Raw genomic sequence first — 23,382 nt, 5'->3', positions numbered from 1 at the left:
ACGGGCGTGCGGTGAAACACCTGTCCGCAAGACCGTCGATGCCTCTGACACCATGGCATGTGTGAGCTTTCCCTATGACGCCCCAGTTTCGCAGACGCGAGGAGACTGACGCCCTTTCGTTGTACGAGCCTCATACGGGGAGAGCGCGCTCCCTGCTCACCGGCGGCCGGGAATTCCGGTCAGGCCCCCCGAACCTCGAATCGCAGATCAGGACCAAAGTGGCGTATTCATACGAAGCCCCAGTTTCGCAGACGCTTTTCGACCGTGCGTCCCTTGTGACGCCCGGTGGCGTGAACTCCCCCGTGCGTGCTTTCCGTGCCGTGGGCGGTACGCCCCGGTTCATGGTGTCCGGTACGGGTCCGTACCTCACCGACGCCGACGGCCGTGAGTATGTCGACCTCGTGTGTTCGTGGGGGCCGATGATTCTCGGCCACTCGCACCCCGAGGTCATCGCCGCCGTCCAGGCAGCGGTGGCCCGCGGTACCTCCTTCGGTACGCCGGGTGAGGGTGAGGTCGCGCTCGCCGAGGAGATCGTGGCCCGGATCGAGCCCGTGGAGCAGGTGCGCCTGGTGTCGTCCGGCACCGAGGCGACCATGTCCGCGATCCGGCTCGCCCGTGGTTTCACGGGCCGCGCCAAGGTCGTGAAGTTCGCCGGGTGCTACCACGGGCACGTCGACGCGCTGCTGGCCGCCGCCGGCTCCGGGGTCGCCACCTTCGGCCTCCCCGACACGCCCGGCGTGACCGGGGCGCAGGCGGGCGACACGATCGTGCTGCCGTACAACGACCTGGAGGCGGTGCGCGCCGCGTTCGCCGCGCAGCCGGGCGAGATCGCGTGTGTGATCACCGAGGCGTCGCCGGGCAACATGGGCGTCGTACCGCCGCTGGACGGCTTCAACGCCGGGCTGAAGGAGATCTGCGCGGCCAACGGCGCGCTGTACATCTCCGACGAGGTGATGACCGGCTTCCGTACGTCGAAGGCCGGCTGGTACGGACTCGACGGGGTGCGGCCCGACCTGATGACCTTCGGCAAGGTCATGGGCGGCGGCTTCCCGGCCGCGGCCTTCGGTGGCCGCGCCGACGTCATGGCGCACCTGGCCCCGGCCGGCCCCGTCTACCAGGCGGGCACCCTCTCCGGGAACCCGGTCGCCACCGCGGCGGGCCTCGCCCAGCTGCGGCTGCTCGACGACGCGGCGTACGAGAAGGTCGACGCGGTCTCCGCGGAGCTGCGCTCCCTGGTCGGCGAGGCGTTCACCAAGGAGGGCGTCGCGCACACGGTGTCGGTCGCGGGCAACATGTTCTCCGTCTTCTTCACCGACGAGCCCGTCCGTGACTACGAGGACGCGAAGAAGCAGGAGGCCTTCCGCTTCACCGCCTTCTTCCACTCGATGCTGGAGCAGGGCGTGTATCTGCCGCCGTCCGCGTTCGAGTCCTGGTTCGTCTCGACCGCCCACGACGCGCGGGCGATCGAGCGGATCGCCGCGGCGCTGCCCGCGGCCGCCCGCGCCGCATCGGAGGCCACGGCATGAGCGAGCACGGGGACGGGGACATCACCGTCGTCCATCTGATGCGCCACGGCGAGGTGCACAACCCGGAGGGCGTGCTCTACGGGCGCCGTCCCGGCTACAGCCTGTCCGAGCTCGGCCGCAGGATGGCCGACCGGGTCGCCGAGCACCTGGAGAAGCGCGACATCAGGCATGTCGTGGCCTCCCCGCTGGAGCGCGCCCAGGAGACGGCCGCGCCGATCGCCAAGTCGCACGGTCTGGACCTGGCCACCGACGGGCGTCTCATCGAGGCGGCCAACGTCTTCGAGGGCAAGACCTTCGGGGTCGGCGACGGCGCGCTGCGCAAGCCCGACAACTGGAAGCACCTCACCAACCCGTTCAAGCCGTCCTGGGGCGAGCCGTACATCGAGCAGGTCGTCCGGATGATGGGGGCCCTGGACGCGGCGCGCGACGCGGCGCGGGGGCACGAGGCGGTCTGCGTCAGCCATCAGCTGCCGATCTGGATCGTGCGGAGCTTCGTGGAGCGGCGCAGGCTCTGGCACGACCCGCGCAAGCGGCAGTGCACCCTGGCCTCGCTGACGAGCTTCACGTACCAGGGCGACACGATCGTGTCCGTCGGGTACACCGAGCCGGCCAGGGACCTGGTGCCCGCGCATCTGCTCGCCGGTGCGAAGCCGGTCAAGGGCAAGTCCAAGGCGTTCGGCGCGTAGCGTCCCCGGGCGGCGTGCCGGGCCCCTTCCGGCGCGCTGTTCTGTCTGTCGTGTGCAGCACCTGTAAGGGTCTGTTCACGTGACAACTTTTATGATTATCAGCGGAACCCCCGTGTTGTTTTCCTCATCTAAGCCATCGCCAGTTTGTATGGCCTTGAGGTAATACGACCGCAGATGGGGACGCTATGCGCGAAATCAACCGAAGGGGCCTGCTCGGGGCCGGGCTCGGAGCCGCAGCCGCACTGTCGATGACCGGCTGCGGCTCCCTCGGTTCTTCGGACGGCGGGCGGCCGGAACCCGAGAAGGGTGCCAAGGGTGGCAAAGGGACCCATGGGAATGGTGGGGGACCACCCGGGAAAAAGATCAGGCTGATCGGTGACGGCTCCACCGCCGACACCGGAAAGCAGCCGAATCAGCCTGCGGCTCCCGTGCCGCTCGAACCCGGCCAGAAGCCCCCGCAGTTCGTGATCTTTTCCTGGGACGGGGCGGGGGAAGTGGGCAACGGCCTCTTCCCGCGCTTTCTCGAACTCGCCAGGGAACACGAAGCGGCGATGACCTTCTTCCTCTCCGGGCTCTATGTGCTGCCCGAGTCGAAGAAGTCCCTCTACCGCCCGCCCAACAACCCCCGGGGCGCCTCGGACATCGGCTATCTCACCGACGACCACGTCAAGCAGACACTGAAGTACGTCCGCGAGGCCTGGCTCGACGGGCACGAGATCGGTACGCACTTCAACGGGCATTTCTGCGGCGGTTCCGGCTCCGTCGGCAACTGGACACCGGCGCAATGGCAGAGCGAGATCGATCAGGCGGTCTCCTTCGTCACCGAATGGCGTACGAACTCCGGCTGGACGGATGTCGACCCGCTGCCGTTCGACTACCGCAAGGAACTGATCGGGGGCCGCACCCCCTGTCTCCTCGGCCAGGACAATCTGCTGCCCACCGCGAAAGCGCTGGGCTGGCGCTACGACGCGAGCTCGCCCGGCGGCACCCAGATGTGGCCCGGGAAGCGCCAGGGAGTATGGGATCTTCCCCTCCAGGGCATTCCGTTCCCCGGCCACACCTTCGAAGTCCTCTCCATGGACTACAACATCCTCGCCAACCAGTCGCAGAATTCGACCAACGGCATGCCGTCGCGTTATCCGGGCTGGCGCACCCAGGCCACCGACGCGTATATGGCCGGGTTCGAGCGTGCCTACGAGACGAATCGCGCGCCTTTCTACGTCGGCAACCACTTCGAGGAGTGGAACGGCGGCATCTATATGGACGCCGTGGAAGAAGTGCTCAAGCGGATCGCCGGCAAGCCGGATGTGCGCCTCGTCTCCTTCCGGCAGTTCGTCGACTGGCTCGACGTGCAGGATCCGGCGGTGCTCGCGAAGCTTCGTACGCTTCAGGTCGGACAGGCGCCCGACGGCGGCTGGAACACCTTCTTTAAACAAGCCTGACAAGGGGCTTTACGGGCAGCGAGGGGGGTGCGGAAGATCCCCGGAACTGCCATGCGAAACTTTTCACATGAGCTCTGGCCGCGCACCCCGACGCCGCTTCACCCTGCTCGCCGCCACCGCGGTGGCCGGCGCACTGACCCTGTCCGCGTGCAGTGGTGACGGCACCAAGGCGGGCGGCGGCGGCAACACGAACTTCGTCACCGGCAGCGGCGGTATCTCCACCGTCGCCAAGGGTGAACGCACCGACGCGCCGAAGCTCGACGGCACGGCCCTGGACGGCAAGGCGCTCGACGTCACCGACTACAAGGGCAAGGTCGTCGTCCTGAACTTCTGGGGATCGTGGTGCGGCCCCTGCCGTGCCGAGGCCAAGCACTTCCAGAAGGTGTCGGAGGAGACCGCGGACCAGGGCGTCCAGTTCGTGGGCATCAACACCCGGGACCTCCAGAGGACGAACGCGGTCAACTTCGAGCAGGACTTCGGGGTCACCTACCCGAGCATCTACGACCCGACCGGGAAGCTGCTCCTCCGCTTCCCGAAGGGCACGCTGAACCCCCAGGCCATCCCGTCGACCGTGGTCATCGACCGGGACGGGAAGCTTGCCGCCCGCACGCTCGCCGCCCTTGACGCGGAGAAGCTGCGCAAGATGATCGACCCGCTGATCGCGGAGAAGTGACGCCGTGCTCCAACTGGCCGCGGCAATCGGATTCAACGACACCGTCTTCAGCGGTGCCCTTCTGGTGGCTCTGCCCATCGCCCTGCTCGGTGGGCTCGTCTCCTTCTTCTCCCCGTGCGTCCTGCCGCTCGTACCGGGATACCTGAGTTACGTCACCGGGGTCAGCGGCACGGATCTGGCGGACGCCCGCCGGGGCAGGACCGTGACGGGCGCCTCCCTGTTCGTGCTGGGCTTCACCGTCGTCTTCGTCTCCAGCGGGGCGCTGTTCGGCTACTTCGGGCAGACCCTCCAGGAGTACAGCGGGACGCTGTCCAAGGTCCTCGGCGTGCTGATGATCCTCATGGGGATCTTCTTCATGGGCCTGATGCCGTGGATGACGCAGCGGGAGTTCCGCATCCACAAGAAGCCGGTGACCGGGCTGGCGGGCGCCCCGCTGCTCGGCGCCCTCTTCGGGATCGGCTGGACGCCCTGCCTCGGCCCGACCCTCTCGGCCGTCAACATGCTGGCCCTCCAGGAGGGGACGGCGGGGCGCGGTGCGCTGCTCTCCGTGGCGTACTGCCTCGGCCTCGGAGTGCCCTTCGTCCTGGCCGCGGTCGCGTTCCGCAAGGCGCTCGGGGCGTTCGGCTGGATCAAGCGCCACTACGCATGGGTCATGCGGATCGGCGGCGGCATGATGATCGTGACCGGAGTGCTCCTGCTGACAGGCGCCTGGGACGCGCTCATGCAGGAGATGCGAGTCTGGTCCGACGGCTTCACTGTGGGGATCTGAGTTTTCATGAGCAACCTGAACACCACGGACGAGCGCGACCTCGGCCAGGCCGGAGAGCAGCTCTCCACCGCCCCGCGCGAAGAGTCCACCGCGTCCGTGCCCGCCATGGGCGTCATCGGCTGGGCCCGCTGGTTCTGGCGGCAGCTCACCTCGATGCGGGTCGCCCTGATCCTGCTCTTCCTGCTGTCGCTCGGCGCCATCCCCGGCTCGCTGATCCCGCAGAACAGCGTGGACGAGCTGAAGGTGCAGACCTTCAAGGAGGCCCACACCACGGTCACCCCGGTCTACGAGGCGCTGCAGTTCTTCGACGTCTACAGCTCGGTGTGGTTCTCCGCGATCTACATCCTGCTGTTCATCTCGCTGATCGGCTGCATCGTCCCGCGCACCGGCCAGTTCATCGGCCAGCTGCGCGGGCGCCCGCCCGGCGCGCCCCGGAAGCTGACCCGGCTGCCCGCCTACACGACCTGGCGCACCGAGGCCGCTCCCGAGGAGGTCCGCGCCGCCGCGCTCACCATCCTGCGCAAGCGGCGCTTCCGCTCGCACGAGGTGGGCGACGCGGTGGCCGCCGAGAAGGGGTATCTGCGCGAGACCGGGAACCTGATGTTCCACATCGCGCTGATCGTCATGCTGATCGCCTTCGCGTGCGGGCAGCTCTTCAAGTCCGAGGGCGGCAAGCTGGTCGTCGAGGGTGACGGCTTCGCCAACACGATCACCCAGTACGACGACTTCAAGTCCGGCTCGCTCTTCGACACCGACGACCTCACGCCCTTCAGCTTCGACCTGGAGGACTTCGTCGGCACGTACGAGCGCAGCGGTCCCCAGCGCGGCACGGCCCGGACCTACGAGGCCCGGGTGACCTACTCCGAGGGCGCGGACGGGAAGCCGAAGAAGAAGGTCATCGAGGTCAACAAGCCGCTGGTCGTCGACGGCACGAAGGTCTACCTCAACGCGCACGGCTACGCCCCGGTCATCTCCGTCAAGGACGGCAGGGGCAAGGAGGTCTACCGGAGCGCAGTGCCTCTGCTGCCCATCGACAACAACGTCACCTCGACCGGTGCCATCAAGGTGATGGACGGCTACAAGGACAAGAACGGCGAGAAGTCACAGCTGGGCTTCCAGGCGTTCTTCGTCCCGACCTTCGCCGGCGACGGCAAGGGCACGATGTTCTCGCAGTACCCCGGCCTCGACTACCCGGTCCTCGCGCTCAACGGCTACTACGGCAGCCTGGGCGTGGACTCCGGGCTGCCGCAGAACGTCTACCAGCTCGACACGTCCAAGATGAAGGAATTCAAGGACAGCAACGGCGACCAGCTCAAGAAGCGGCTCCGCCCCGGCGAGTCCATGAAGCTGCCCGACGGCGCCGGCTCGATCACCTTCGAGAGCGTCGAGGAGTGGGCCAGCTTCCAGATCGCGCGCCAGCCCGCCGCCGGCTGGGCCCTCACCGGTGCCGTCGCCGCCATCGTCGGTCTCGCCGGATCGCTCTTCATCCAGCGCCGCCGGGTGTGGGTGCGGGCCGTGCGGGGGGCCGGCGGGGTCACCGTCGTCGAGATGGCAGGCCTGGGCCGCAGCGAGTCCGCGAAGCTCCCCGAGGAGCTGGGCGGTCTAGCGATCGCGCTCAACACCGTGGCGCCCACCGCGCCCGGACCCGAACCCGAGCCCGGACAACCCTCCGAAGAACCTGCCGAAGGGGCTGAGAAGTGAATCTCGCCGCCGCAACCAACGAGAATCTGGCGAACATCAGCAACACGCTGATCTATTCGTCGATGGCCGTCTACACCCTGGCCTTCTTCGCCCACATCGCGGAGTGGGTGTTCGGCAGCCGCAGCAAGGTCGGCCGCACGGCCGCCGCGCTGAAGAAGGACTCGGCCGCCGGCACTCCCGCCGTCACGGTGCAGGTCGCGCAGCAGGGCGGCACCGCCGTGCTGGACCGCCCCAGGATCGTCACGCGCTCGGCCGCCGGCACGCGCGACGTCCCGGACGGCCCCGGTGCGGCGGGCGGCACCTTCAAGGGTGATCTCTGGGGGCGGATCGCGGTCTCCCTGACCGTGGTCGCCTTCGCGGTCCAGGCGGGCGGCGTCGTCGCACGCGCCATGTCCGTGCAGCGTGCCCCCTGGGGCAACATGTACGAGTTCTCGATCACCTTCTCCACGGTGGCGGTCGGTGCCTACCTGATCCTCCTGGCGCTGAAGAAGAACGTCCGCTGGATCGGGCTGATGCTGGTCACCACGGTCCTGCTGGACCTCGGCATCGCGACCACCACGCTCTACACCGACAGCGACCAGCTGGTCCCCGCGCTGCACTCCTACTGGCTGTGGATCCACGTCTCGACGGCCATCATCTGCGGCGCCGTGTTCTACCTCGGGGCCGTCGGCACGCTGCTGTACCTCTTCCGGGACAGCTACGAGAACAAGATCGCCAACGGCGGGACCCCCGGCAAGTTCGCCACCTCGGTCCTGGAGCGGCTCCCCGCGGCGAAGTCCCTGGACACCTTCTCGTACCGCATCAACGCCGCGGTCTTCCCGCTGTGGACGTTCACGATCATCGCGGGCGCGATCTGGGCGGGCGACGCCTGGGGCCGCTACTGGGGCTGGGACCCCAAGGAGGTCTGGTCCTTCATCACCTGGGTCGCGTACGCCGCCTATCTGCACGCGCGCGCGACGGCGGGCTGGAAGGGGCGCAAGGCCGCCTACCTGGCGCTGATCGCCTTCGGCTGCTGGCTCTTCAACTACTACGGCGTCAACATCTTCGTCACCGGCAAGCACTCCTACGCCGGAGTCTGACGGGTACGGACACAACCGGGAGGGCGCGACCGCTTCGGTGCGGTCGCGCCCTCCCGGCGTGCGTACGGGGGTCAGCCGAGCGGGGTGTCCAGGACGGCCTTGCGGTGGCTGAAGGTGTCCAGGGAGTACCGGCCGTGGTAGCTGCCCATGCCGCTCTCGCCGACCCCGCCGAACGGCAGGTCCGACACGGTCAGATGGGCCAGCGGAAGGCCCATGCCCACACCGCCGGACGAGGTCTCGGCCAGCAGCCGCTCCCGGACGGCCGGGTCGTCGGTGAAGGCGTACAGCGCCAGCGGCTTGTCCCGGTCGTTGACGAAGGCGATGGCCTCGTCGAGTCCGTCCACGGTGAGGATCGGCAGGACCGGGCCGAAGATCTCCTCGCGCATCACGGGGGCGTCGGGCGGGACGTCGGCCAGGACGGTCGGCGCGATGTACTTCGTGGAGCGGTCGTGGGCGCCGCCGGTCACCGTGCGGCCGGAGCCGAGAAGGCCGACGAGCCGGTCGAAGTGACGTTCGTTCACGATGCGCCCGTACTCCGGGTGGCCGGCCGCGTCCGGCCCGAACAGGCCCTCGACCGCCGCCGCGAGCGCGTCCGCCAGGGCGGGCGCGGTCTCCGGGTCGGTCAGGACGTAGTCGGGGGCCACACAGGTCTGGCCGGCGTTGAGGAACTTCCCCGAGGCCAGCCGGGCCGCCACCGTCCGCAGGTCAGTGCCGCGGTCGACGAAGACGGGCGACTTGCCGCCCAGTTCCAGGGTGACCGGGGTGAGGTGCCGGGCCGCCGCGGTCATCACGATCCGGCCGACCGTGCCGTTGCCCGTGTAGAAGATGTGGTCGAAGCGCTCGGCGAGCAGCGCGGTGGTCTCCGGGACCCCGCCCTCCACCACGGTGACCGTGTCGGGGTCCAGATACTCGGGCAGCAGTCGGGCTATGGCCGCGGAGGTGGCGGGTGCCAGCTCGCTGGGCTTCGCGACCACGTTGTTGCCCGCGGCCAGCGCCCCGGCGACGGGCGCGAGCAGCAGCTGCACCGGGTAGTTCCAGGGCGCGATGACGAGTACGACGCCGAGCGGGTCGCGCACGGTGCTCGCCGTGGCCCCGGCGAGCACCGCGGGTACGGGGGCGGGCTCGGGGCGCAGCCAGCCGGCCAGGTGCTCCAGGGTGTGGTCGATCTCGCGGACCGTGAAGTCGATCTCGGTCCGGTACGCCTCCTTGCGGCTCTTGCCGAGGTCCGTGTGGAGGGCCTCGGCCAGCTCGTCGCCGCGCTCGGTCAGGAGCGCGCGCAGCCGGGTCAGCCGGTCCGTGCGCTCGTCGAGCTCCCTGGTGCGTCCGGTGCGGAAGGCGGCGCGGAGGCGGGCGACGACATCGGCGGGCGTCTCGGCTGCGCGGGCTCCGGCGCTCACAGGGCTGCCACGATCTCGCGGGCCAGCTGCTCGGAGGAGGCGGGGTTCTGGCCGGTGTGCAGATTGCGGTCGTGCACGGTGTGCACCGCCCACGGCTCGGCGGCGGAGTACTGGGCGCCGAGCTCGACGAGACGGTTCTCCAGCAGCCAGGGCGCCTTGGCGGCGAAGCCCGCCTGGGTCTCCTCGGCGTTGCTGAAGCCGGTCAGGCGGTAGCCGGCGAAGGGCCAGCTGCCGTCCTCGCGCCGGGCTGCCAGCAGGGCGGCGGGGGCGTGGCACAGGACGGCCACGTGGGTGCCCGAGTCGAGGGCGGCGGTGAGCAGCCTGCCGGACGCCTCGTTGACGGCCAGGTCCTCCATGGGGCCGTGGCCGCCGGGGTAGAAGACGATGTCGTACGAGGTGGGGACGGTGTCCTCGAGCCGGGCGGGGATGCGGAGCGTCTCGTCGATGGACGCGAGGTACGAGGCGATGGCGTCGGCCTGCTCCTGGCCGCCGTTGGCCTCGGCGGCGAGGCTGGCCGCGTCCACGGTGGGGGCGACGCCGCCCGGGGTGGCGACGGTGATGTCGTAGCCGGCCTGGGTGAAGACGCGGTGGGGGGCGGCGAGTTCCTCGGCCCAGAAGCCGGTGGGGTGGGTGGTGCCGTCGTTGAGTGTCCAGTGGTCGGCACCGGTGAGGACGAAGAGTACGGAGGGCATGGGGGGTGCTCCCTACGAGACGCGAGGCGCGTGAACAGTGAAGCTTGATATGCTCAAGCAATACCGTTCATGTAACGGCCCAAAGTTGAGCATGTCAAATGAATGCGGGTGCGTGGCGTCGAAGGCCCCGGGCCTCTGAAGCGTGTGCACCGATCGAAGGATGACCGACCATGACGACGGAACCGGCACCCCGCGCCGTCCCTACTCCGGACGAACTGCTGGAACCCCTCGCGGTCGTCGTCCGCGGCCACCACGACGACCTCACCGCCGTCGCGGCGCGCCACGGCCTCAGCACCTCGCAGGCCCGGGCGCTGATCGCGCTCGGCGAGCCCATGCCCATGAGCGCCCTGGCCAGTCATCTGGTGTGCGACGCGTCCAACGCCACCGGGCTCATCGGGCGCATGGAGGCGCGCGGCCTCGTGACGCGCACCCCGGCGCCCGGTGACCGCCGCTCCAAGGTCGCCTCCCGCACCGCGGAGGGCACCGAGCTGGCGCACCGCATCCGCGCCGAGATGCGCGTGGTGCACGGCGCACTGGAGGCCCTCACCCCCGAGGAGCGCACCGCGCTGCTGCCCCTGCTCGACCGGCTGGGACGGCTGCTGTCCTCGTGACCGCCGTGCGGCGGCCCGTCACCTCATGACGTGGCGGGACCGGCCGCGTCGTCGGGGCCCGCGCCGTTCTCCCGGCGCTTGATCTCCTCCTCGCGGCGGCGCAGGTCCGCCTCCCAGTCCTTGAGGAGCGACTCGTCCTTCTTGTTCTCGTCCTTCAGAGACTTCAGGAAGTCCGGGTTGTCGTCGGGTGCCACCCAGGTGGTGCGGTGGTTCCGGTGCCACTCCGAGGGCGTGCGGCCGCCGGCCGGGGCGTTGCGCAGCTTGCCCGCGGCCAGCCAGACGATCGGGCCCACGATCCAGAACAGCAGGATGATGAAGACCCAGGCCACCTTCGGCAGGTGCTTGGCCTCGTCCTCGGGGGTGTTCAGGCAGTCGATGAACGCGTAGATCGTCAGCGCCAGCGGCAGAAGATAGATCAAGGCCCTGAGCATCGTGAGGGATCCCCCGAGAAGAGATGAGGAGGCGCAGTCCCGCCCCCGGTGACGGGCCCAGGGTAGCGGGTGGCCGATACTGGGCGTTATGGCTTACGACGATCTTCGCTCCCTGCTCCGGGCTCTGGAGCGCGAGGGCGATCTCAAGCGCATCAAGGCCGAGGTCGACCCGTATCTGGAGGTCGGCGAGATCGTCGACCGGGTGAACAAGGCGGGCGGGCCCGCGCTCCTCTTCGAGAACGTCAAGGGGGCGTCCATGCCCCTGGCCATGAACGTCTTCGGGACGGACCGGAGGCTGCTCAAGGCGCTGGGGCTGAAGTCCTACGCGGAGATCAGCGACAAGATCGGCGGTCTCCTCAAGCCGGAGCTCCCCCAGGGCTTCGTCGGCATCCGCGAGGCGTTCGGGAAGCTCGGCGCGGTGACCCACCTCCCGCCGAAGAAGGTGAAGTCCGACAGCGCCCCCGTCCAGGAGGTCGTCCTCACCGGCGACGACGTGGACCTCGACCAGCTGCCCGCGCTCTTCACCTGGCCGAAGGACGGCGGCTCCTTCTTCAACCTCGGCCTCACGCACACCAAGGACCCGGAGACGGGCATCCGCAACCTCGGGCTCTACCGCCTCCAGCGCCACGACAAGCGCACCATCGGCATGCACTGGCAGATCCACAAGGACAGCCGCAACCACTACCAGGTCGCGGCCCGGCGCGGTGAGAAGCTGCCCGTCGCCATCGCCTTCGGAGCGCCGCCCGCGGTCACGTACGCCTCCACGGCGCCGCTGCCCGGGGACATCGACGAGTACCTCTTCGCCGGCTTCGTCCAGGGCAAGCGGATCGAGATGGTCGACTGCAAGACCGTCCCGCTCCAGGTCCCGGCCCAGGCCGAGGTCGTCATCGAAGGCTGGCTGGAGCCGGGCGAGATGCTGCCCGAGGGGCCGTTCGGCGACCACACCGGCTTCTACACCCCGCAGGAACCGTTCCCCGCGCTGAAGATCGACTGCGTGACGATGCGGAAGCGTCCGCTGATCCAGTCGATCGTGGTCGGCCGGCCGCCGACCGAGGACGGCCCGCTGGGGCGTGCCACCGAGCGGTTCTTCCTGCCGCTGCTCAAGATCATCGTTCCGGACATCGTGGACTACCACCTGCCGGAGGCGGGCGGCTTCCACAACTGCGCGATCGTCTCGATCGACAAGAAGTACCCGAAGCACGCCCAGAAGGTCATGAGCGCCATCTGGGGCGCGCACATGATGTCCCTGACCAAGCTGGTCGTGGTCGTGGACTCCGACTGCGACGTCCACGATCTGCACGAGGTCGCCTGGCGGGCGCTCGGCAACACCGACTACGCCCGGGACCTCACCGTCACCGAAGGGCCGGTCGACCACCTCGACCACGCCTCCTACCAGCAGTTCTGGGGCGGGAAGGCGGGCATCGACGCGACGAAGAAGTGGCCCGAGGAGGGCTACACCCGGGACGGGGGCTGGCCGGACATGGTCGAGTCCGACCCGGACACGGCGGCGAAGGTCGACCGCCGGTGGAAGGAGTACGGCCTGTGAGCGCCTCCGCCTCAGCCGCCGCGGTGCCTCAGTCGCCCGGCAGGACCAAGGCGTTCCTGCGGCTGGTGATGATCGAGCACTCGGTCTTCGCGCTGCCCTTCGCCTACATCGCCGCGCTGACCGCGATGTTCCAGCTGGACGGCAACATCCACTGGGGCAGGCTGCTGCTCGTCACCGTCGCGATGGTCGGTCTGCGCACCTTCGCGATGGCGGCGAACCGGATCATCGACCGCGAGATCGACGCCCGCAATCCGCGGACCGCCGGCCGTGAGCTGGTGACCGGCGCGGTCTCGGTGAAGTCGGCGTGGGTCGGCGCGATCGTGGCCGTCGTCGTCTTCCTCGGCGCCGCCGCCCTGCTCAACCCCCTCTGTCTGGCGCTGGCGCCGGTCGCCGTCGTGCCGATGGTGGTCTACCCGTACGGCAAGCGGTTCACGAACTTCCCGCACGCGATCCTGGGCCTCGCCCAGGCCATCGGCCCGATCGGCGCCTGGCTGGCGGTGACCGGGAGCTGGTCGTGGGACGCGGTGATCCTGGGGCTCGCCGTCGGGATCTGGATCGGCGGCTTCGACCTGATCTTCGCCTGCCAGGACGTGCAGGCGGACCGGGCCCACGGTGTGCTCTCCTTCCCCGCGCGCTTCGGCATCCCCGCCGCGCTGTGGGGCGCGCGGGTCTGCCACGTGGTGACGACCGGGCTGCTGGTGTGGTTCGGCCTCGCGACGGACGCGGAGGTCTTCTACTGGATCGGCATGGCGATCGTCGCCGTCGCCTTCGTGTACGAGCACCGCGTCGTGCGGCCGCACGACCTGTCCCGGCTGAACAGGGCGTTCTTCTCGGTCAACGGTTTCATCGGGATCGCGCTGTTCGCCTGCGCGCTGCTCGACCTGCTGGTGCGGGGCCTCACGCCGTGAGGTGACCCCTCACACCGTGACGTAGCCCGCGGGGTCCCGCGGGCGGCGGGGGCGGCGGAAGACGAATGCCGCCGCCACCCCGCCCACCAGGCCGAAGAGATGACCCTGCCAGCTGATGCCGGAGTCGGTCGGCAGCACGCCCACGAGCAGGGAGCCGTAGGCGGCGGCTATGAGCACGCCCACCAGGATGTCCAGCGGGCGCCGGTCCACGAAGCCGCGGACCAGCAGATAGCCGAGCAGGCCGAAGACCACACCGGACGCGCCGAGCGTCACCGTGTGCGGCGGGGCGGTGAGCCAGACGCCGAGGCCGGACGTCACGATCACCACGAGGACGACGGCGGCGAATCTGCGTATCCCGCCGAGGGCCGCGATGAAGCCGAGGACCAGCAGCGGGACGCTGTTGGACGCCACGTGCTCCCAGCCGCTGTGCAGGAACGCGGACGGGACGATGTCGGCGAGCTCGGACGCCTCGCGCGGGCTGATGCCGTAGGTGTCCAGGGCGTTCCCCGTCGCCGTGTCGATGCCTTCCAGCACCCACAGCAGCGCGATCCAGCCCAGCATGACCGCGCCGGCCGTGACGGTCCGTGCGGTGACGCCGGTGCGTGTGCCCGTCATGGTCACCCCCTGTCCATGGCTGTTCCCTCATCCGTTGCAACGTGCGGGGGCCCTCGCTCAGTTCCTGGGCCGGGGTGCCGGATAGGCTCGGCGGTGTGAGAGCCGGGACTTCAGCGAGTCAGCAGCAGCGCATGCCTTGGATTGTCGGGGTATCGGGCGCATCGGGCACACCCTTCGCGGCCTCGGTGCTGCGCGGACTGCTGGCCGCGGGGGAGAGCGTCGACCTGGTCGTCAGCCGCGCCTCGCGGCTGACGCTCCTGGACGAGACGGGCATCGCCTTCCGCGACGCCCACTGGCAGGACGATCTGCGGGCCTGGCTGGCGCGGGGCGCGGACGGGAAGCCGGACACCTTCCGGCCGGACATCGACGGCGTACGCCACTGGGCGGCGGGCGATCTCGCGGCCGGGCCCTCCTCGGGGTCGTACCCGGCGAAGGGGATGCTGATCGTGCCGGCGTCGACGGCGTGCGTGGCCGGGGTGGCGCTGGGGCTCTCGAAGGACCTGCTGCAGCGGGCCGCGAGCGTGACGCTCAAGGAGCGGCGGAAGCTGGTCGTGGCGGTGCGCGAGACCCCGCTCAGCGGTCAGACGCTGAAGCAGATGGTCGCGCTCGACGAGGCGGGCGCCGTGGTGCTGCCCGCCTCTCCGGCGTTCTACGCGGGCGCGACGCACATCCAGGATCTGGTGGACTTCGTCGCGGGGCGGGTGCTGGACGCGGCGGGAGTGCCGCACCAGCTGTACCGCCGGTGGGAGGGGGAGCTCGGTGGCGCCTCCCGGGACTGACGCGGTGGGGTCAGCGCTTCTTCCTGCCCACGCGCGGGGCGCGGGTCCTGTCGACGCGCAGGGCGGCGGCGGGCTGATGGGCACGCGAGCGGTTGGCCAGGTCCTGCAGCTCGCGCATCCGGGCGTAGGCCATCTCGATCGAGTACACGGTGTCGGTCACTCCTGAAGATTCGAAAGCGTTTCTTGGCTGATGAGAAAGATTTGCAGGGTGTAACCCCTGTTGTGCCTTAAATTCTACACGTAAACTCGCGGTACTGCTGAACAATGGAAGGTTTCAGTCATATGGACGCGGTGGACAGGCAGCTCATCCAGGCCCTCAGAGAGAACGGCAGGGCCTCGTATGCCGAGCTGGGGCGGCTCGTCGGGCTCTCCGGGCCCAGCGTCACCGACCGCATCAACCGGCTGGAATCCGCCGGGGTCATCACCGGCTACCGCGCGACCGTCGACGCCGCGTCGCTGGGACTGGGCGTCACCGCGCTGATCGGCATCTCACTCTCCGACGCGGCGGACCACGAGGACGTCGCGCACCGGCTGAAGGACCTCGCCGAGATCGAGGACTGCTGGTTCATCGCGGGCGACGACTCGTTCATGCTCAAGGTCCGGGTCGGCGACGTGGACGGGCTGGAGAAGACCATCCGCAGGCTCAGCGGCACCAAGGGGGTCTCCCGTACCCGTACGACGGTCGTGCTCTCCACCAAGTGGGAGAACCGGGTCGGGGAACTCCCCGAGGAGGCGTAGCCGCTGAGCCGCGCATGGGGGTGCCTCCGCCCGCGGGGCGGGGGAGTACGGTTGCCGGAGTCTGTTACGTAGATATATGGGAGGCGCCCTAGTGGACGCGGGACTCAAGCGCGAGCTGGAGGAGAAGGTCCGGGCCGGCGAGCGGCTGACCCGCGAGGACGGGATCGCGCTCTACGAGTCCGACGACCTGGCATGGCTCGGCGGGCTTGCTCACGAGGTGCGTACGAGGAAGAACGGCGACGTCGTCCACTTCAACGTCAACCGTCACCTCAACATGACCAACGTGTGCACCGCGTCCTGCGCGTACTGCTCGTTCCAGCGCAAGCCGGGCGAGAAGGACGCGTACACGATGCGCATCGAGGAGGCCGTCCGGCTCGCGAAGGCGATGCAGGGCGAGAACCTCACCGAGCTCCACATCGTCAACGGGCTGCACCCCACGCTGCCGTGGCGCTACTACCCCCGCTCCCTGAGCGCGCTCAAGGAAGCCCTGCCGGAGGTGGCGCTCAAGGCGTTCACCGCCACGGAGATCCACCACTTCGAGACGATCTCGGGGCTCTCGGCCTCCGAGATCCTCGACGAGCTGATCGAGGCCGGTCTGGAGTCGCTGACCGGTGGCGGCGCGGAGATCTTCGACTGGGAGGTCCGCCAGCACATCGTCGACCACAACACCCACTGGGAGGACTGGTCGCGCATCCACCGTCTCGCGCACGAGAAGGGTCTCAAGACCCCGGCGACGATGCTGTACGGGCACATCGAGGAGCCCCGTCACCGCGTCGACCACGTGCTGCGGCTGCGGGAGATGCAGGACGAGACCGGCGGCTTCCAGGTCTTCATCCCGCTGCGCTACCAGCACGACTTCGTGGACATGAAGGACGGCAAGGTCCGCAACACCCTCCAGGCGCGGACCTCGATGGCGACCGGCGCCGAGGCGCTGAAGACCTTCGCGGTCTCGCGGCTGCTGTTCGACAACGTCCCGCACGTCAAGGTGTTCTGGGTGATGCACGGCGTCCAGACCGCGCAGCTCGCGCTCCAGCACGGCGCCGACGACATGGACGGATCGGTCGTCGAGTACAAGATCACCCACGACGCCGACGACTACGGCACGCCGAACAAGCTCGGCCGTGAGGATCTGCTGGACCTGATCCGGGACGCGGGCTTCCGGCCCGTGGAGCGCAACACCCGGTACGAGATCCTGCGGGAGTACCCGGGCCCGGACGCCGGCCGTCGCGAGACGCCTCAGCCCATGCGGGTCTGACGCCGTACGCCCGGCACCCCGCGTGGGTGCCGGGGCGTCCCGTTGTCCGAAAGTCCCGGCCCACCGTCCCCAGGCCGGGGCTTTCTCGCGTGCTGGACACATGTGAGGCGCGCGGGCGGTAATGGTTAACCTGCTTCCATGGCACTTACATTTGAAGTGGACCCGGCGTTCGACCGGACCCTGCGGGACGACATCACCGCTCTCTGGGCCGATGTCAGCAACGCCGGAGGAGCCGTCGGCTTCGTGCCGCCCGTCACCGCCGACGAGGTGCGGCCCGAGCTGGTCAAGCACCTCGCCGGGATGGTCGAGGGCCGCACCCGCCTGGTCGTCGGCCGCGACGAGGACGGCACGGTGGCCGCCACCGCCTTCCTCACCCACAACACCCACCGGCTGATGCGGCACTGGATCGGCGCCTACACGGTGATGGTCCACCCGCGCCACCAGGGCAAGGGCTACGGCCGCGACCTGATGGCGGCAACCGCCGACGCCGCCCGGGACATCGAGGGCATCGAAGCCATCCGGCTCACCTGCCGCGGAGGCACCGGCGCGGACCGCTTCTACGCCTCCTGCGGATACAAGGAGGTGGGCCGGGTCCCCGGCGCCATCCGCGTCGCCGAGGGCGACGACCGCGACGACATCATCATGCTGCTCCCGCTCTTCCGGTAGCGGCGCGCGGAGCGTCGGGCCCCCTCGTGAGCTGGCCGGACGGCGTTCCGGGCCCCCCTCGTGAGGTGAGCGGACGGCGTCAGGGGCAACCCTGCGAACTGATCGAATTCGGGGCATGCTTCACTGGTCGGGCACGATTCCAGACTGCACGCAGGAACACCGGACGTAGAGAGAAGGCCAGCCGTGTCCGCTGCCAAGCCGAGCGCAACGATCCGGTACACCGCGATGCGCCTGCTGATTTTCGTCGGCTGCTTCTTCGTCGCCGGTGTGGCGGTCCACTTCGGTGTGCTGCCCTCGGGCGTCGGCGGCTCCAACGCCGTCTGGGTCATCCTCCTCGGCCTGCTGCTCTCCGCCCCCCTCAGCTTCATCCTGCTGCGCAAGCAGCGCGACGAGATGTCCGAGCAGCTGATCTCGAAGGTCGACCGGACCAAGGCCCGGCTCGACGCGAACCGCACCCGTGAGGACAGCGTGGCCCGGTAAGGCCCGCGTAAGCTTCCTCACACACGCGACCGTACGCACAGAACCCCGGTATCGGAGCAGACGCTCCCGCACCGGGGTTCACGCATGTCCGGACCTCTTGCGCCCTCTTACATCCGAATGTGATCGAGAAGTGGAGCTTTGAGGTTCTCAAAGTTTCAGTGTTAACGTGTTCGACATGATTACAGCAGTGCGCACCCACCACGCCTCGGGCGTCCCGCTCGTGGTGCGCCTGCATGTCGATCTCTGCCGCTGTATGTCCGCGGTCTGTTGCCGCAACGTCTGAACCGGCATCATGCAGCGGCGCCGCCCTTGACGCGGGCGCCGCACCCCCGTCCCCCTGTTCAACCGCACGTCCGTACGTCTGTCTCCGTACGTCCCGATGCGTCCCGTCTGGAGTGTGTCCGTGTCCGCGAATTCCGCGCCCCCCGCCGAGACCACGGCGGGTAAGCCGTCCGGTTCCGGTTTCCGTATACCGAGCGTCCCGTTCTGGATCCAGATCGTCGCCGGTCTGGTCCTCGGTGTACTCCTCGGCTGGCTCACCCGCAGCTTCGAGATCGAGTGGCTCTACACCACGCTCGACCAGGTCGGCCACATCTTCGTCCAGCTGCTGAAGCTGGCCGTCGCGCCCCTCGTCTTCTTCGCGATCCTGGTGTCGATCACCAACCTGCGCAAGGTCAACAACGCCGCCAGGCTCGCCACCCGCACCCTGCTCTGGTTCATGATCACGTCGCTGATCGCCGTGGCCATCGGCCTCGCGATCGGCCTGGTCACCAACCCCGGCTCCGGCACCGGCCTCACCCCGAAGGACGGCGCCAAGCCCGAGCACGCCGGCTCCTGGCTCGACTTCCTCACCGGGATCATCCCGACGGACGTCATCACGCCCTTCACCGAGCTGAACGTCCTGCAGATCGTCTTCATGGCCGCCGTCGCCGGTATCGCCGCGCTCCAGCTCGGCGACAAGGCCAAGCCGATCCTCACCCTCAGCGAGTCGATCCTGGAGCTCCTCCAGAAGGCCCTGTGGTGGGTCATCCGCCTCGCCCCGCTCGGCACCGTCGGCCTCATCGGCTACGCGATCGCCGACTACGGCTGGGACCTGATCGGCAAGTACGCGACCTTCACCGCCGACGTCTACATCGGCTGCGCCCTGGTGCTGTTCGGCGTCTACCCGCTGCTGCTCGCCACGGTCGCCAAGGTCAGCCCGCTCCAGTTCTTCAAGGGCGCCTGGCCCGCGATCCAGCTGGCCTTCGTCTCCCGCTCCTCGGTCGGCACGATGCCGGTCACCCAGAAGGTCACCGAGCGCCTCGGCGTCCCGAAGGAGTACGCCTCCTTCGCCGTCCCGTTCGGCGCCACGACCAAGATGGACGGCTGCGCCGCGATCTACCCGGCGCTGGCGGCGATCTTCATCGCGCAGATCTTCGACGTCCAGCTGGGCATCGGTGACTACATCCTGATCGCGTTCGTCTCGGTGATCGGCTCGGCGGCCACCGCCGGCCTCACCGGCGCCACGGTCATGCTCACCCTCACCCTGTCGACCCTGGGCCTCCCGCTGGAGGGCGTGGGCCTGCTCCTGGCCATCGACCCGATCCTGGACATGATGCGGACGGCCACGAACGTGGCCGGTCAGGCGCTGGTCCCGGTGATCGTCGCGGCCCGCGAGAACATCCTCGACCACGACGCGTACAACTCGGCGTCGTCCTCCCCGGTCGACGAGCCCGAGCCCGAGGACACCCGTCCCACGGCCGTGCCCGCCACCGCCTAGCGACACCCGCGCCCCGGCGCGGCAGAACCGCCCCGCTCCCGGCTCCGGCCGGGGGCGGGGCGGTTTCGTGTGTCCGGGGGTCAGCTGCCCAGTACGTCCATGAGGTGGTCGTCCAGGTCGGCGACGAAGTCTTCCCGGCGCCAGGGGCGCAGCTCTGCCCTCGCCCGGCGCAGACGGATGGCAGGGACTCGCCCGCCGGTGGTGACGGCCGCCAGCACACATTCGTGCAGGAGGTCGGCGGCCGACCGGGGTTCGCCCATCCGGATCCGGGCGAGCGCCTGATCCGTCGTCACGATCGCACGCTGCACATGTTCACGGGGCGCGACAAGCGAGGCTGCCGCCGCCGCGAATCGGGCGTGTGCCAGGGAGGGATCGCCGACGTACAGCTCGCAGACACCCTCGAAACCCCTGAGGTGCCCGGCCGAGAAGCTGCTGCCCGACGGGTCGCCGTCGATCCCGCCTTCGACGTCGTACCACGCCAGACCCAGCGCCGCCTGAGCCTGGCGCTCCAGCCCGGCGCGCGCGGCGACCTCGGCCTGCAGTGCGTGAGCCCGAGCCCGGACCCGGGGGCTGCCCCCGGTACGCGCCGCGCGCACGGCTTGGTCGACGAGCGCCTGCGCCTCGGCGAGTCCGGGCGACGAGTAGAGAGTGACGAGGGCGTGGCTCATGTGCACGGACGCACGCCGCCACGGGTCTCCCAATTGCGCTGCCTGCACGGTCGCCGCAGCGTACAGAGCCCGGGACGCCTCGTCGTCACGGGTCTCGAAGGCGAGCCGCCCGGCCAAGGTGCAGGCGGCGACGGCCACCGCGCGTACCCGGCCGGCCACCGGGCCGGGGAGCGACCCCGCCTGGAGACGGCGGCACGCGTCGACCACAGGGGCGAGCAGAACCTGCAGCCGGACCATCGGTACCGCGCCGATCTGGGAATTGACGTCGTCCACGACCGCCGCGAGACCTGCGGCGGTCTCTTCGTCCGCCTGGCGCGGGTCGGCCAGCGCCGCGGACAGCCCGGCCTGTACGTCCGGTGCCAGCAAGGCGAGCATGCCCCCGGTGTCCGTCGCTGTACGGACGAGGACGGTACGCAGAGCGGCGACGCGACTTTCGCTCTCACCGAGGTCGAGGAGCGCGCTGAGCAGTTCTGCCAGATCGGACCCGGCTCCGAGTGACATCTGCCCGGCCGGGCTGCGGGCGTACAGGTGGGCGAGCAGGAACTGGTAACGCTCGTCGGGCAGCGTCGGAGCCCCGGATTCCCAACGGGCGACCGATCTCTGCACACTCGGCACCGCTGGGAGCCGTGGGTGACGCAGGTCTTCGGCGAGCCGGGAGAGTGCCCTCGCGACATCGGCGAGAGAAAGTCCACGGCTGTGCCGCAGACGTTTGAGCTTTGCCGCTCCCGCGGCCCGGTCACTCATGTCGCCATGGTGACGCACATCGCGACGGCGGGTGGCTACACCGGTACGATCAGTCGCGGCTTTCCCTGCTCGGCCGCGTAGTTGATCGTCTGCCAGGTGCCTGTCGACGGCTCCGTGGAATGGGGGAACCCGATGGTCATCTGCACGCGGTCGACCATCCAGCGGTTCCGTGCGTGGTAGGCCGTGGTCCGCAGCTCGGCCGCGCCCAGTTCCACGATCTCCGTGATGCGTTCCCTCGTACGGGCGACGGCTTGCTGTGCCTCGGCGGGCTGCTGGCGCATGGTGCCCGGCGCCACGATCGTGATGTGCGCGGACGTCCGGCCCGCGAGAAACAGCAGGGTGAGCGAGTCGATGCCCACTGCGCCACCGATGTAGAAATGCGCCCCCGGCGCGAAAGGGGCGAGGTACTGCTCGAACAGGTCGGTGTACTCGGCGAGGGGCTTGTGCCCCGTCTTCCGGGTGCCTGTGATCGCCACCTTACGCAAGATCAACTCCGTGTCATGGGTTGTCATATCCCGTTGGGCCGCCGCAGTTGAGACGGTCAGGACATGGACGCTACCGACCTGCAAAGGCTGGCGGGGTACCTGCGCGAGCACGGTCTGCAGGTCGTCGCCCTCGAACCCGAACTTCGGCTGCACGCCAGTAACCCGTTTCACGGTCTTCTCACCGAGGAGATTGTCGCTGTGGACGGGCGCTACGTCACCAGCTTCGGCTCAGAGATCGGCGAGGAGGGGCGCGAGAGGGAGTGCGCGCACCGCGTCGCTCACCTGCTCGCCGCTTCCGGCGTCACGCCTGTGGGTGCACCATGACCCACCGGGCGATGGCGGAGCGTCGAGCACGCGCGGGCGACGCCGAGTACACCGCCTATGTCTCGCACACCTTCCACTGCGTGACGTGCCGCGCCGGGGCCGCCTGCCCCACTGCCACCCGGCTCGGAGGTAACTGGCGACAGGTCCGCCGAGCGCCCACCACCGACGAAGGAGAAACACCATGACCACCGCACGAGCCGACGACGGCAAGCACGGCGGCGCGCCCTCCGACAAACCCTCGACCCCGCCGTCCCCGGACGGCAGCGGGCCCCGGCGCGTCCCGCTGTCGTGAGCGCGGCGCAGGGCGGGCGCACGTATCCGGACCTGGTCCAGGACCTCGCCGACCGAGGGCTGCTCGGTGGCCGCTGGCGGCAGGTCTTCGACGCCGTGCCGCGCAGCCGTTTCATCCCGGCCGAGATCTGGCGGCAGCTTCCCGACCGGTGTGAGCCGGTCTCCGGGCCGGACCACTGGCTGGCCCTGGTCAACAGTGACGAGCCGGTCGTGACCCAGCTCGACGACGGGGCCGAGGGCGGGCCCGGCATCGCGACCTCGTCCAACAGTCAGCCGTCGATGGTGGCGCGGATGCTCCAGCTGCTCCAGGCCGAGGACGGGCACCGTGTGCTGGAGATCGGTACCGGCACCGGACATGTGGCCGCGCTGCTCTGTGAGCGGCTCGGTGACGAGCGGGTCCACAGCGTCGAGCTGGACCCCGCCGTCGCGCGGCAGGCGGCGGAGTTCCTGGCGGGCGCGGGATACCGGCCCCATCTGCGGATCGGGGACGGAGCGCAGCCGTGGCCCGGTCTGGGGCCGGTGGACCGGCTGATCGCTACCTGCGCGCTCCGGTACGTCCCGCACGCCCTCGTCCGGCAGGTCAGGACCGGTGGGGTCGTCGTCGCCCCGCTCGCGCGGGACTTCTGGTCCGGCGCCCTGGTCCAGCTGCATGTGCGGGACGACGGCAGCGCGCTCGGGCCGTTCTGCGGGGGCGCGTCGTACATGCCGATGCGGTCCCACCGCGCGGGCCGGCACCAGGTCGACGGGGCGGGTGGCCGGGCGCGGGCGGCGGGTGTGGACCCGGCCCTGCTCCTCACGCTCGGGTTCGCGCTCTACGCCGGGGCCCGGCTGCCCGGCGTACGGCTCGTCCACCAGGACACCGCCGACGGGGCCCGGGTGTGGGCGACCCGGGAGGACGGGGCCGCCGCCACCGCCGAGACCGGAGGGGGCGTCCTCCAGTACGGCCCCGGGCTCCTCTGGGAGGACATCGAGCAGGCCTGGCTGGAGTACGACGCCCTCGGCCGGCCCGGTCACGAACAGTTCGGGCTGACCGTGACCGACCGGGGGCAGCGTGTCTGGCTCCGCGATCCGCATGCGGTGATCGAGCCCCGCCGGGCCTGAGCGCACGGGCCCCGGT

25 protein-coding genes are annotated in these 23,382 nt (G+C 69.7%); 18 read left to right on the top strand and 7 right to left on the bottom strand.

Going from position 1 to position 23,382, the window contains the following annotated elements:
- Positions 1 to 218 precede the first annotated feature (218 nt).
- From hemL to ccsB, 7 genes are all read left to right on the top strand, one after another.
- A complete protein-coding gene (hemL, locus tag ACWCQM_RS12250) occupies positions 219 to 1,526 on the top strand; it encodes a glutamate-1-semialdehyde 2,1-aminomutase (RefSeq protein ID WP_450915218.1) in 1,308 nt (435 codons plus the stop codon).
- The gene (locus ACWCQM_RS12245) at positions 1,523 to 2,212 is read left to right on the top strand and encodes a histidine phosphatase family protein (protein WP_450915217.1); all 690 of its coding nucleotides are present in this window, start codon (positions 1,523 to 1,525) and stop codon (positions 2,210 to 2,212) included. The genes hemL and ACWCQM_RS12245 overlap by 4 nt, the downstream gene beginning before the upstream one ends.
- A 185-nt stretch (positions 2,213 to 2,397) precedes the next feature.
- Positions 2,398 to 3,654, top strand: a complete 1,257-nt coding sequence (locus ACWCQM_RS12240) for a hypothetical protein (RefSeq protein WP_450915216.1) — start codon at positions 2,398 to 2,400, stop codon at positions 3,652 to 3,654.
- Between the two features lie 67 nt (positions 3,655 to 3,721).
- Positions 3,722 to 4,327 (top strand): TlpA family protein disulfide reductase, encoded by a 606-nt coding sequence (locus tag ACWCQM_RS12235; protein WP_450915215.1) that lies wholly within the window; start codon positions 3,722 to 3,724, stop codon positions 4,325 to 4,327.
- 4 nt (positions 4,328 to 4,331) lie between these two features.
- Positions 4,332 to 5,096, top strand: coding sequence for a cytochrome c biogenesis CcdA family protein (locus ACWCQM_RS12230; protein ID WP_450915214.1), 765 nt, complete (start codon positions 4,332 to 4,334; stop codon positions 5,094 to 5,096).
- Between the two features lie 6 nt (positions 5,097 to 5,102).
- Complete coding sequence (resB, locus tag ACWCQM_RS12225) at positions 5,103 to 6,797, top strand: cytochrome c biogenesis protein ResB (RefSeq protein WP_450915213.1); 1,695 nt, start codon at positions 5,103 to 5,105, stop codon at positions 6,795 to 6,797.
- Positions 6,794 to 7,876, top strand: a complete 1,083-nt coding sequence (gene ccsB / locus ACWCQM_RS12220; protein WP_450915212.1) for a c-type cytochrome biogenesis protein CcsB — start codon at positions 6,794 to 6,796, stop codon at positions 7,874 to 7,876. Before resB ends, ccsB begins: the two co-directional genes overlap by 4 nt.
- 71 nt (positions 7,877 to 7,947) lie before the next feature.
- Here ccsB and ACWCQM_RS12215 read toward each other — a convergent pair whose 3' ends face one another.
- Both ACWCQM_RS12215 and ACWCQM_RS12210 read right to left on the bottom strand, forming a co-directional pair.
- On the bottom strand, positions 7,948 to 9,273 hold the full coding sequence (locus tag ACWCQM_RS12215) for an aldehyde dehydrogenase family protein (protein ID WP_450915211.1): 1,326 nt from the start codon (positions 9,271 to 9,273) through the stop codon (positions 7,948 to 7,950).
- A complete protein-coding gene (locus tag ACWCQM_RS12210; RefSeq protein ID WP_450915210.1) occupies positions 9,270 to 9,965 on the bottom strand; it encodes a type 1 glutamine amidotransferase domain-containing protein in 696 nt (231 codons plus the stop codon). The genes ACWCQM_RS12215 and ACWCQM_RS12210 overlap by 4 nt, the downstream gene beginning before the upstream one ends.
- A 170-nt stretch (positions 9,966 to 10,135) precedes the next feature.
- On the opposite strand from ACWCQM_RS12210, the gene ACWCQM_RS12205 reads away from it, so the two are divergent.
- Positions 10,136 to 10,576, top strand: a complete 441-nt coding sequence (locus ACWCQM_RS12205; RefSeq protein ID WP_450915209.1) for a MarR family winged helix-turn-helix transcriptional regulator — start codon at positions 10,136 to 10,138, stop codon at positions 10,574 to 10,576.
- A gap of 23 nt (positions 10,577 to 10,599) precedes the next feature.
- Here the strand turns inward: ACWCQM_RS12205 and ACWCQM_RS12200 are convergent, their stop codons facing one another.
- Positions 10,600 to 11,007, bottom strand: a complete 408-nt coding sequence (locus ACWCQM_RS12200) for a PLD nuclease N-terminal domain-containing protein (RefSeq protein WP_450915208.1) — start codon at positions 11,005 to 11,007, stop codon at positions 10,600 to 10,602.
- A gap of 88 nt (positions 11,008 to 11,095) precedes the next feature.
- On the opposite strand from ACWCQM_RS12200, the gene ACWCQM_RS12195 reads away from it, so the two are divergent.
- Positions 11,096 to 12,553 (top strand): menaquinone biosynthesis decarboxylase, encoded by a 1,458-nt coding sequence (locus ACWCQM_RS12195; protein WP_267075102.1) that lies wholly within the window; start codon positions 11,096 to 11,098, stop codon positions 12,551 to 12,553.
- Positions 12,550 to 13,461, top strand: coding sequence for a menaquinone biosynthesis prenyltransferase MqnP (mqnP, locus tag ACWCQM_RS12190; RefSeq protein ID WP_450915207.1), 912 nt, complete (start codon positions 12,550 to 12,552; stop codon positions 13,459 to 13,461). The genes ACWCQM_RS12195 and mqnP overlap by 4 nt, the downstream gene beginning before the upstream one ends.
- A gap of 9 nt (positions 13,462 to 13,470) precedes the next feature.
- Here mqnP and ACWCQM_RS12185 read toward each other — a convergent pair whose 3' ends face one another.
- Positions 13,471 to 14,076 (bottom strand): rhomboid family intramembrane serine protease, encoded by a 606-nt coding sequence (locus ACWCQM_RS12185; RefSeq protein WP_450915206.1) that lies wholly within the window; start codon positions 14,074 to 14,076, stop codon positions 13,471 to 13,473.
- A 131-nt stretch (positions 14,077 to 14,207) separates the two neighbouring features.
- Here ACWCQM_RS12185 and ACWCQM_RS12180 point away from each other — a divergent pair, with 131 nt between their 5' ends.
- Positions 14,208 to 14,855: a UbiX family flavin prenyltransferase gene (locus ACWCQM_RS12180; RefSeq protein ID WP_267075105.1), complete on the top strand. Its 648-nt coding sequence runs from the start codon at positions 14,208 to 14,210 to the stop codon at positions 14,853 to 14,855.
- A gap of 10 nt (positions 14,856 to 14,865) precedes the next feature.
- Here the strand turns inward: ACWCQM_RS12180 and ACWCQM_RS12175 are convergent, their stop codons facing one another.
- Positions 14,866 to 15,015, bottom strand: coding sequence for a hypothetical protein (locus tag ACWCQM_RS12175; protein WP_450915205.1), 150 nt, complete (start codon positions 15,013 to 15,015; stop codon positions 14,866 to 14,868).
- 122 nt (positions 15,016 to 15,137) lie between these two features.
- On the opposite strand from ACWCQM_RS12175, the gene ACWCQM_RS12170 reads away from it, so the two are divergent.
- From ACWCQM_RS12170 to ACWCQM_RS12150, 5 genes are all read left to right on the top strand, one after another.
- Positions 15,138 to 15,593 carry an Lrp/AsnC family transcriptional regulator gene (locus ACWCQM_RS12170; RefSeq protein ID WP_398086576.1) on the top strand — a complete coding sequence of 152 codons (456 nt, stop codon included), beginning with the start codon at positions 15,138 to 15,140 and terminating at the stop codon, positions 15,591 to 15,593.
- Positions 15,594 to 15,684: 91 nt separating this feature from the next.
- Positions 15,685 to 16,848 carry an aminofutalosine synthase MqnE gene (mqnE, locus tag ACWCQM_RS12165; RefSeq protein ID WP_031098411.1) on the top strand — a complete coding sequence of 388 codons (1,164 nt, stop codon included), beginning with the start codon at positions 15,685 to 15,687 and terminating at the stop codon, positions 16,846 to 16,848.
- A 138-nt stretch (positions 16,849 to 16,986) separates the two neighbouring features.
- Entirely contained in the window at positions 16,987 to 17,514 is a 528-nt protein-coding gene (locus tag ACWCQM_RS12160) for an N-acetyltransferase family protein (protein WP_450915204.1), read from the top strand.
- Between the two features lie 183 nt (positions 17,515 to 17,697).
- Positions 17,698 to 17,994 (top strand): DUF4229 domain-containing protein, encoded by a 297-nt coding sequence (locus ACWCQM_RS12155; protein ID WP_450915203.1) that lies wholly within the window; start codon positions 17,698 to 17,700, stop codon positions 17,992 to 17,994.
- A 403-nt stretch (positions 17,995 to 18,397) separates the two neighbouring features.
- Positions 18,398 to 19,753 carry a dicarboxylate/amino acid:cation symporter gene (locus tag ACWCQM_RS12150; RefSeq protein ID WP_450915202.1) on the top strand — a complete coding sequence of 452 codons (1,356 nt, stop codon included), beginning with the start codon at positions 18,398 to 18,400 and terminating at the stop codon, positions 19,751 to 19,753.
- Positions 19,754 to 19,833: 80 nt separating this feature from the next.
- Here the strand turns inward: ACWCQM_RS12150 and ACWCQM_RS12145 are convergent, their stop codons facing one another.
- Together ACWCQM_RS12145 and ACWCQM_RS12140 are read right to left on the bottom strand one after the other, a co-directional pair.
- Positions 19,834 to 21,165, bottom strand: coding sequence for a hypothetical protein (locus ACWCQM_RS12145; protein ID WP_450915201.1), 1,332 nt, complete (start codon positions 21,163 to 21,165; stop codon positions 19,834 to 19,836).
- Between the two features lie 35 nt (positions 21,166 to 21,200).
- Positions 21,201 to 21,677, bottom strand: coding sequence for a DNA-processing protein DprA (locus ACWCQM_RS12140; protein ID WP_267075111.1), 477 nt, complete (start codon positions 21,675 to 21,677; stop codon positions 21,201 to 21,203).
- Positions 21,678 to 21,713: 36 nt separating this feature from the next.
- Here ACWCQM_RS12140 and ACWCQM_RS12135 point away from each other — a divergent pair, with 36 nt between their 5' ends.
- Positions 21,714 to 21,974, top strand: a complete 261-nt coding sequence (locus tag ACWCQM_RS12135; RefSeq protein ID WP_450915200.1) for a hypothetical protein — start codon at positions 21,714 to 21,716, stop codon at positions 21,972 to 21,974.
- Positions 21,975 to 22,262: 288 nt separating this feature from the next.
- A complete protein-coding gene (locus ACWCQM_RS12130) occupies positions 22,263 to 23,366 on the top strand; it encodes a methyltransferase domain-containing protein (RefSeq protein ID WP_450915199.1) in 1,104 nt (367 codons plus the stop codon).
- The last annotated feature ends 16 nt before the right edge of the window (positions 23,367 to 23,382 follow it).

The sequence above is a fragment of the Streptomyces sp. NPDC002125 genome (assembly GCF_053593715.1).
Note: the sequence above shows the minus strand (reverse complement) of the source record. Positions and strands in the feature narration are given on the sequence as shown.

What these genes read in the sequence shown, in the direction of transcription:
- ACWCQM_RS12245 (WP_450915217.1), top strand. Translation starts at nt 1,523, where the DNA reads ATGAGCGAGCACGGGGACGGGGACATCACCGTCGTCCATCTGATGCGC.
- ACWCQM_RS12240 (WP_450915216.1), top strand. Translation starts at nt 2,398, where the DNA reads ATGCGCGAAATCAACCGAAGGGGCCTGCTCGGGGCCGGGCTCGGAGCC.
- ACWCQM_RS12235 (WP_450915215.1), top strand. Translation starts at nt 3,722, where the DNA reads ATGAGCTCTGGCCGCGCACCCCGACGCCGCTTCACCCTGCTCGCCGCC.
- resB (WP_450915213.1), top strand. Translation starts at nt 5,103, where the DNA reads ATGAGCAACCTGAACACCACGGACGAGCGCGACCTCGGCCAGGCCGGA.
- ACWCQM_RS12210 (WP_450915210.1), bottom strand. Translation starts at nt 9,965, where the DNA reads ATGCCCTCCGTACTCTTCGTCCTCACCGGTGCCGACCACTGGACACTC.
- ACWCQM_RS12205 (WP_450915209.1), top strand. Translation starts at nt 10,136, where the DNA reads ATGACGACGGAACCGGCACCCCGCGCCGTCCCTACTCCGGACGAACTG.
- ACWCQM_RS12200 (WP_450915208.1), bottom strand. Translation starts at nt 11,007, where the DNA reads ATGCTCAGGGCCTTGATCTATCTTCTGCCGCTGGCGCTGACGATCTAC.
- ACWCQM_RS12195 (WP_267075102.1), top strand. Translation starts at nt 11,096, where the DNA reads ATGGCTTACGACGATCTTCGCTCCCTGCTCCGGGCTCTGGAGCGCGAG.
- ACWCQM_RS12185 (WP_450915206.1), bottom strand. Translation starts at nt 14,076, where the DNA reads ATGACGGGCACACGCACCGGCGTCACCGCACGGACCGTCACGGCCGGC.
- ACWCQM_RS12180 (WP_267075105.1), top strand. Translation starts at nt 14,208, where the DNA reads ATGCCTTGGATTGTCGGGGTATCGGGCGCATCGGGCACACCCTTCGCG.
- ACWCQM_RS12170 (WP_398086576.1), top strand. Translation starts at nt 15,138, where the DNA reads ATGGACGCGGTGGACAGGCAGCTCATCCAGGCCCTCAGAGAGAACGGC.
- ACWCQM_RS12160 (WP_450915204.1), top strand. Translation starts at nt 16,987, where the DNA reads ATGGCACTTACATTTGAAGTGGACCCGGCGTTCGACCGGACCCTGCGG.
- ACWCQM_RS12145 (WP_450915201.1), bottom strand. Translation starts at nt 21,165, where the DNA reads ATGAGTGACCGGGCCGCGGGAGCGGCAAAGCTCAAACGTCTGCGGCAC.
- ACWCQM_RS12140 (WP_267075111.1), bottom strand. Translation starts at nt 21,677, where the DNA reads ATGACAACCCATGACACGGAGTTGATCTTGCGTAAGGTGGCGATCACA.
- ACWCQM_RS12135 (WP_450915200.1), top strand. Translation starts at nt 21,714, where the DNA reads ATGGACGCTACCGACCTGCAAAGGCTGGCGGGGTACCTGCGCGAGCAC.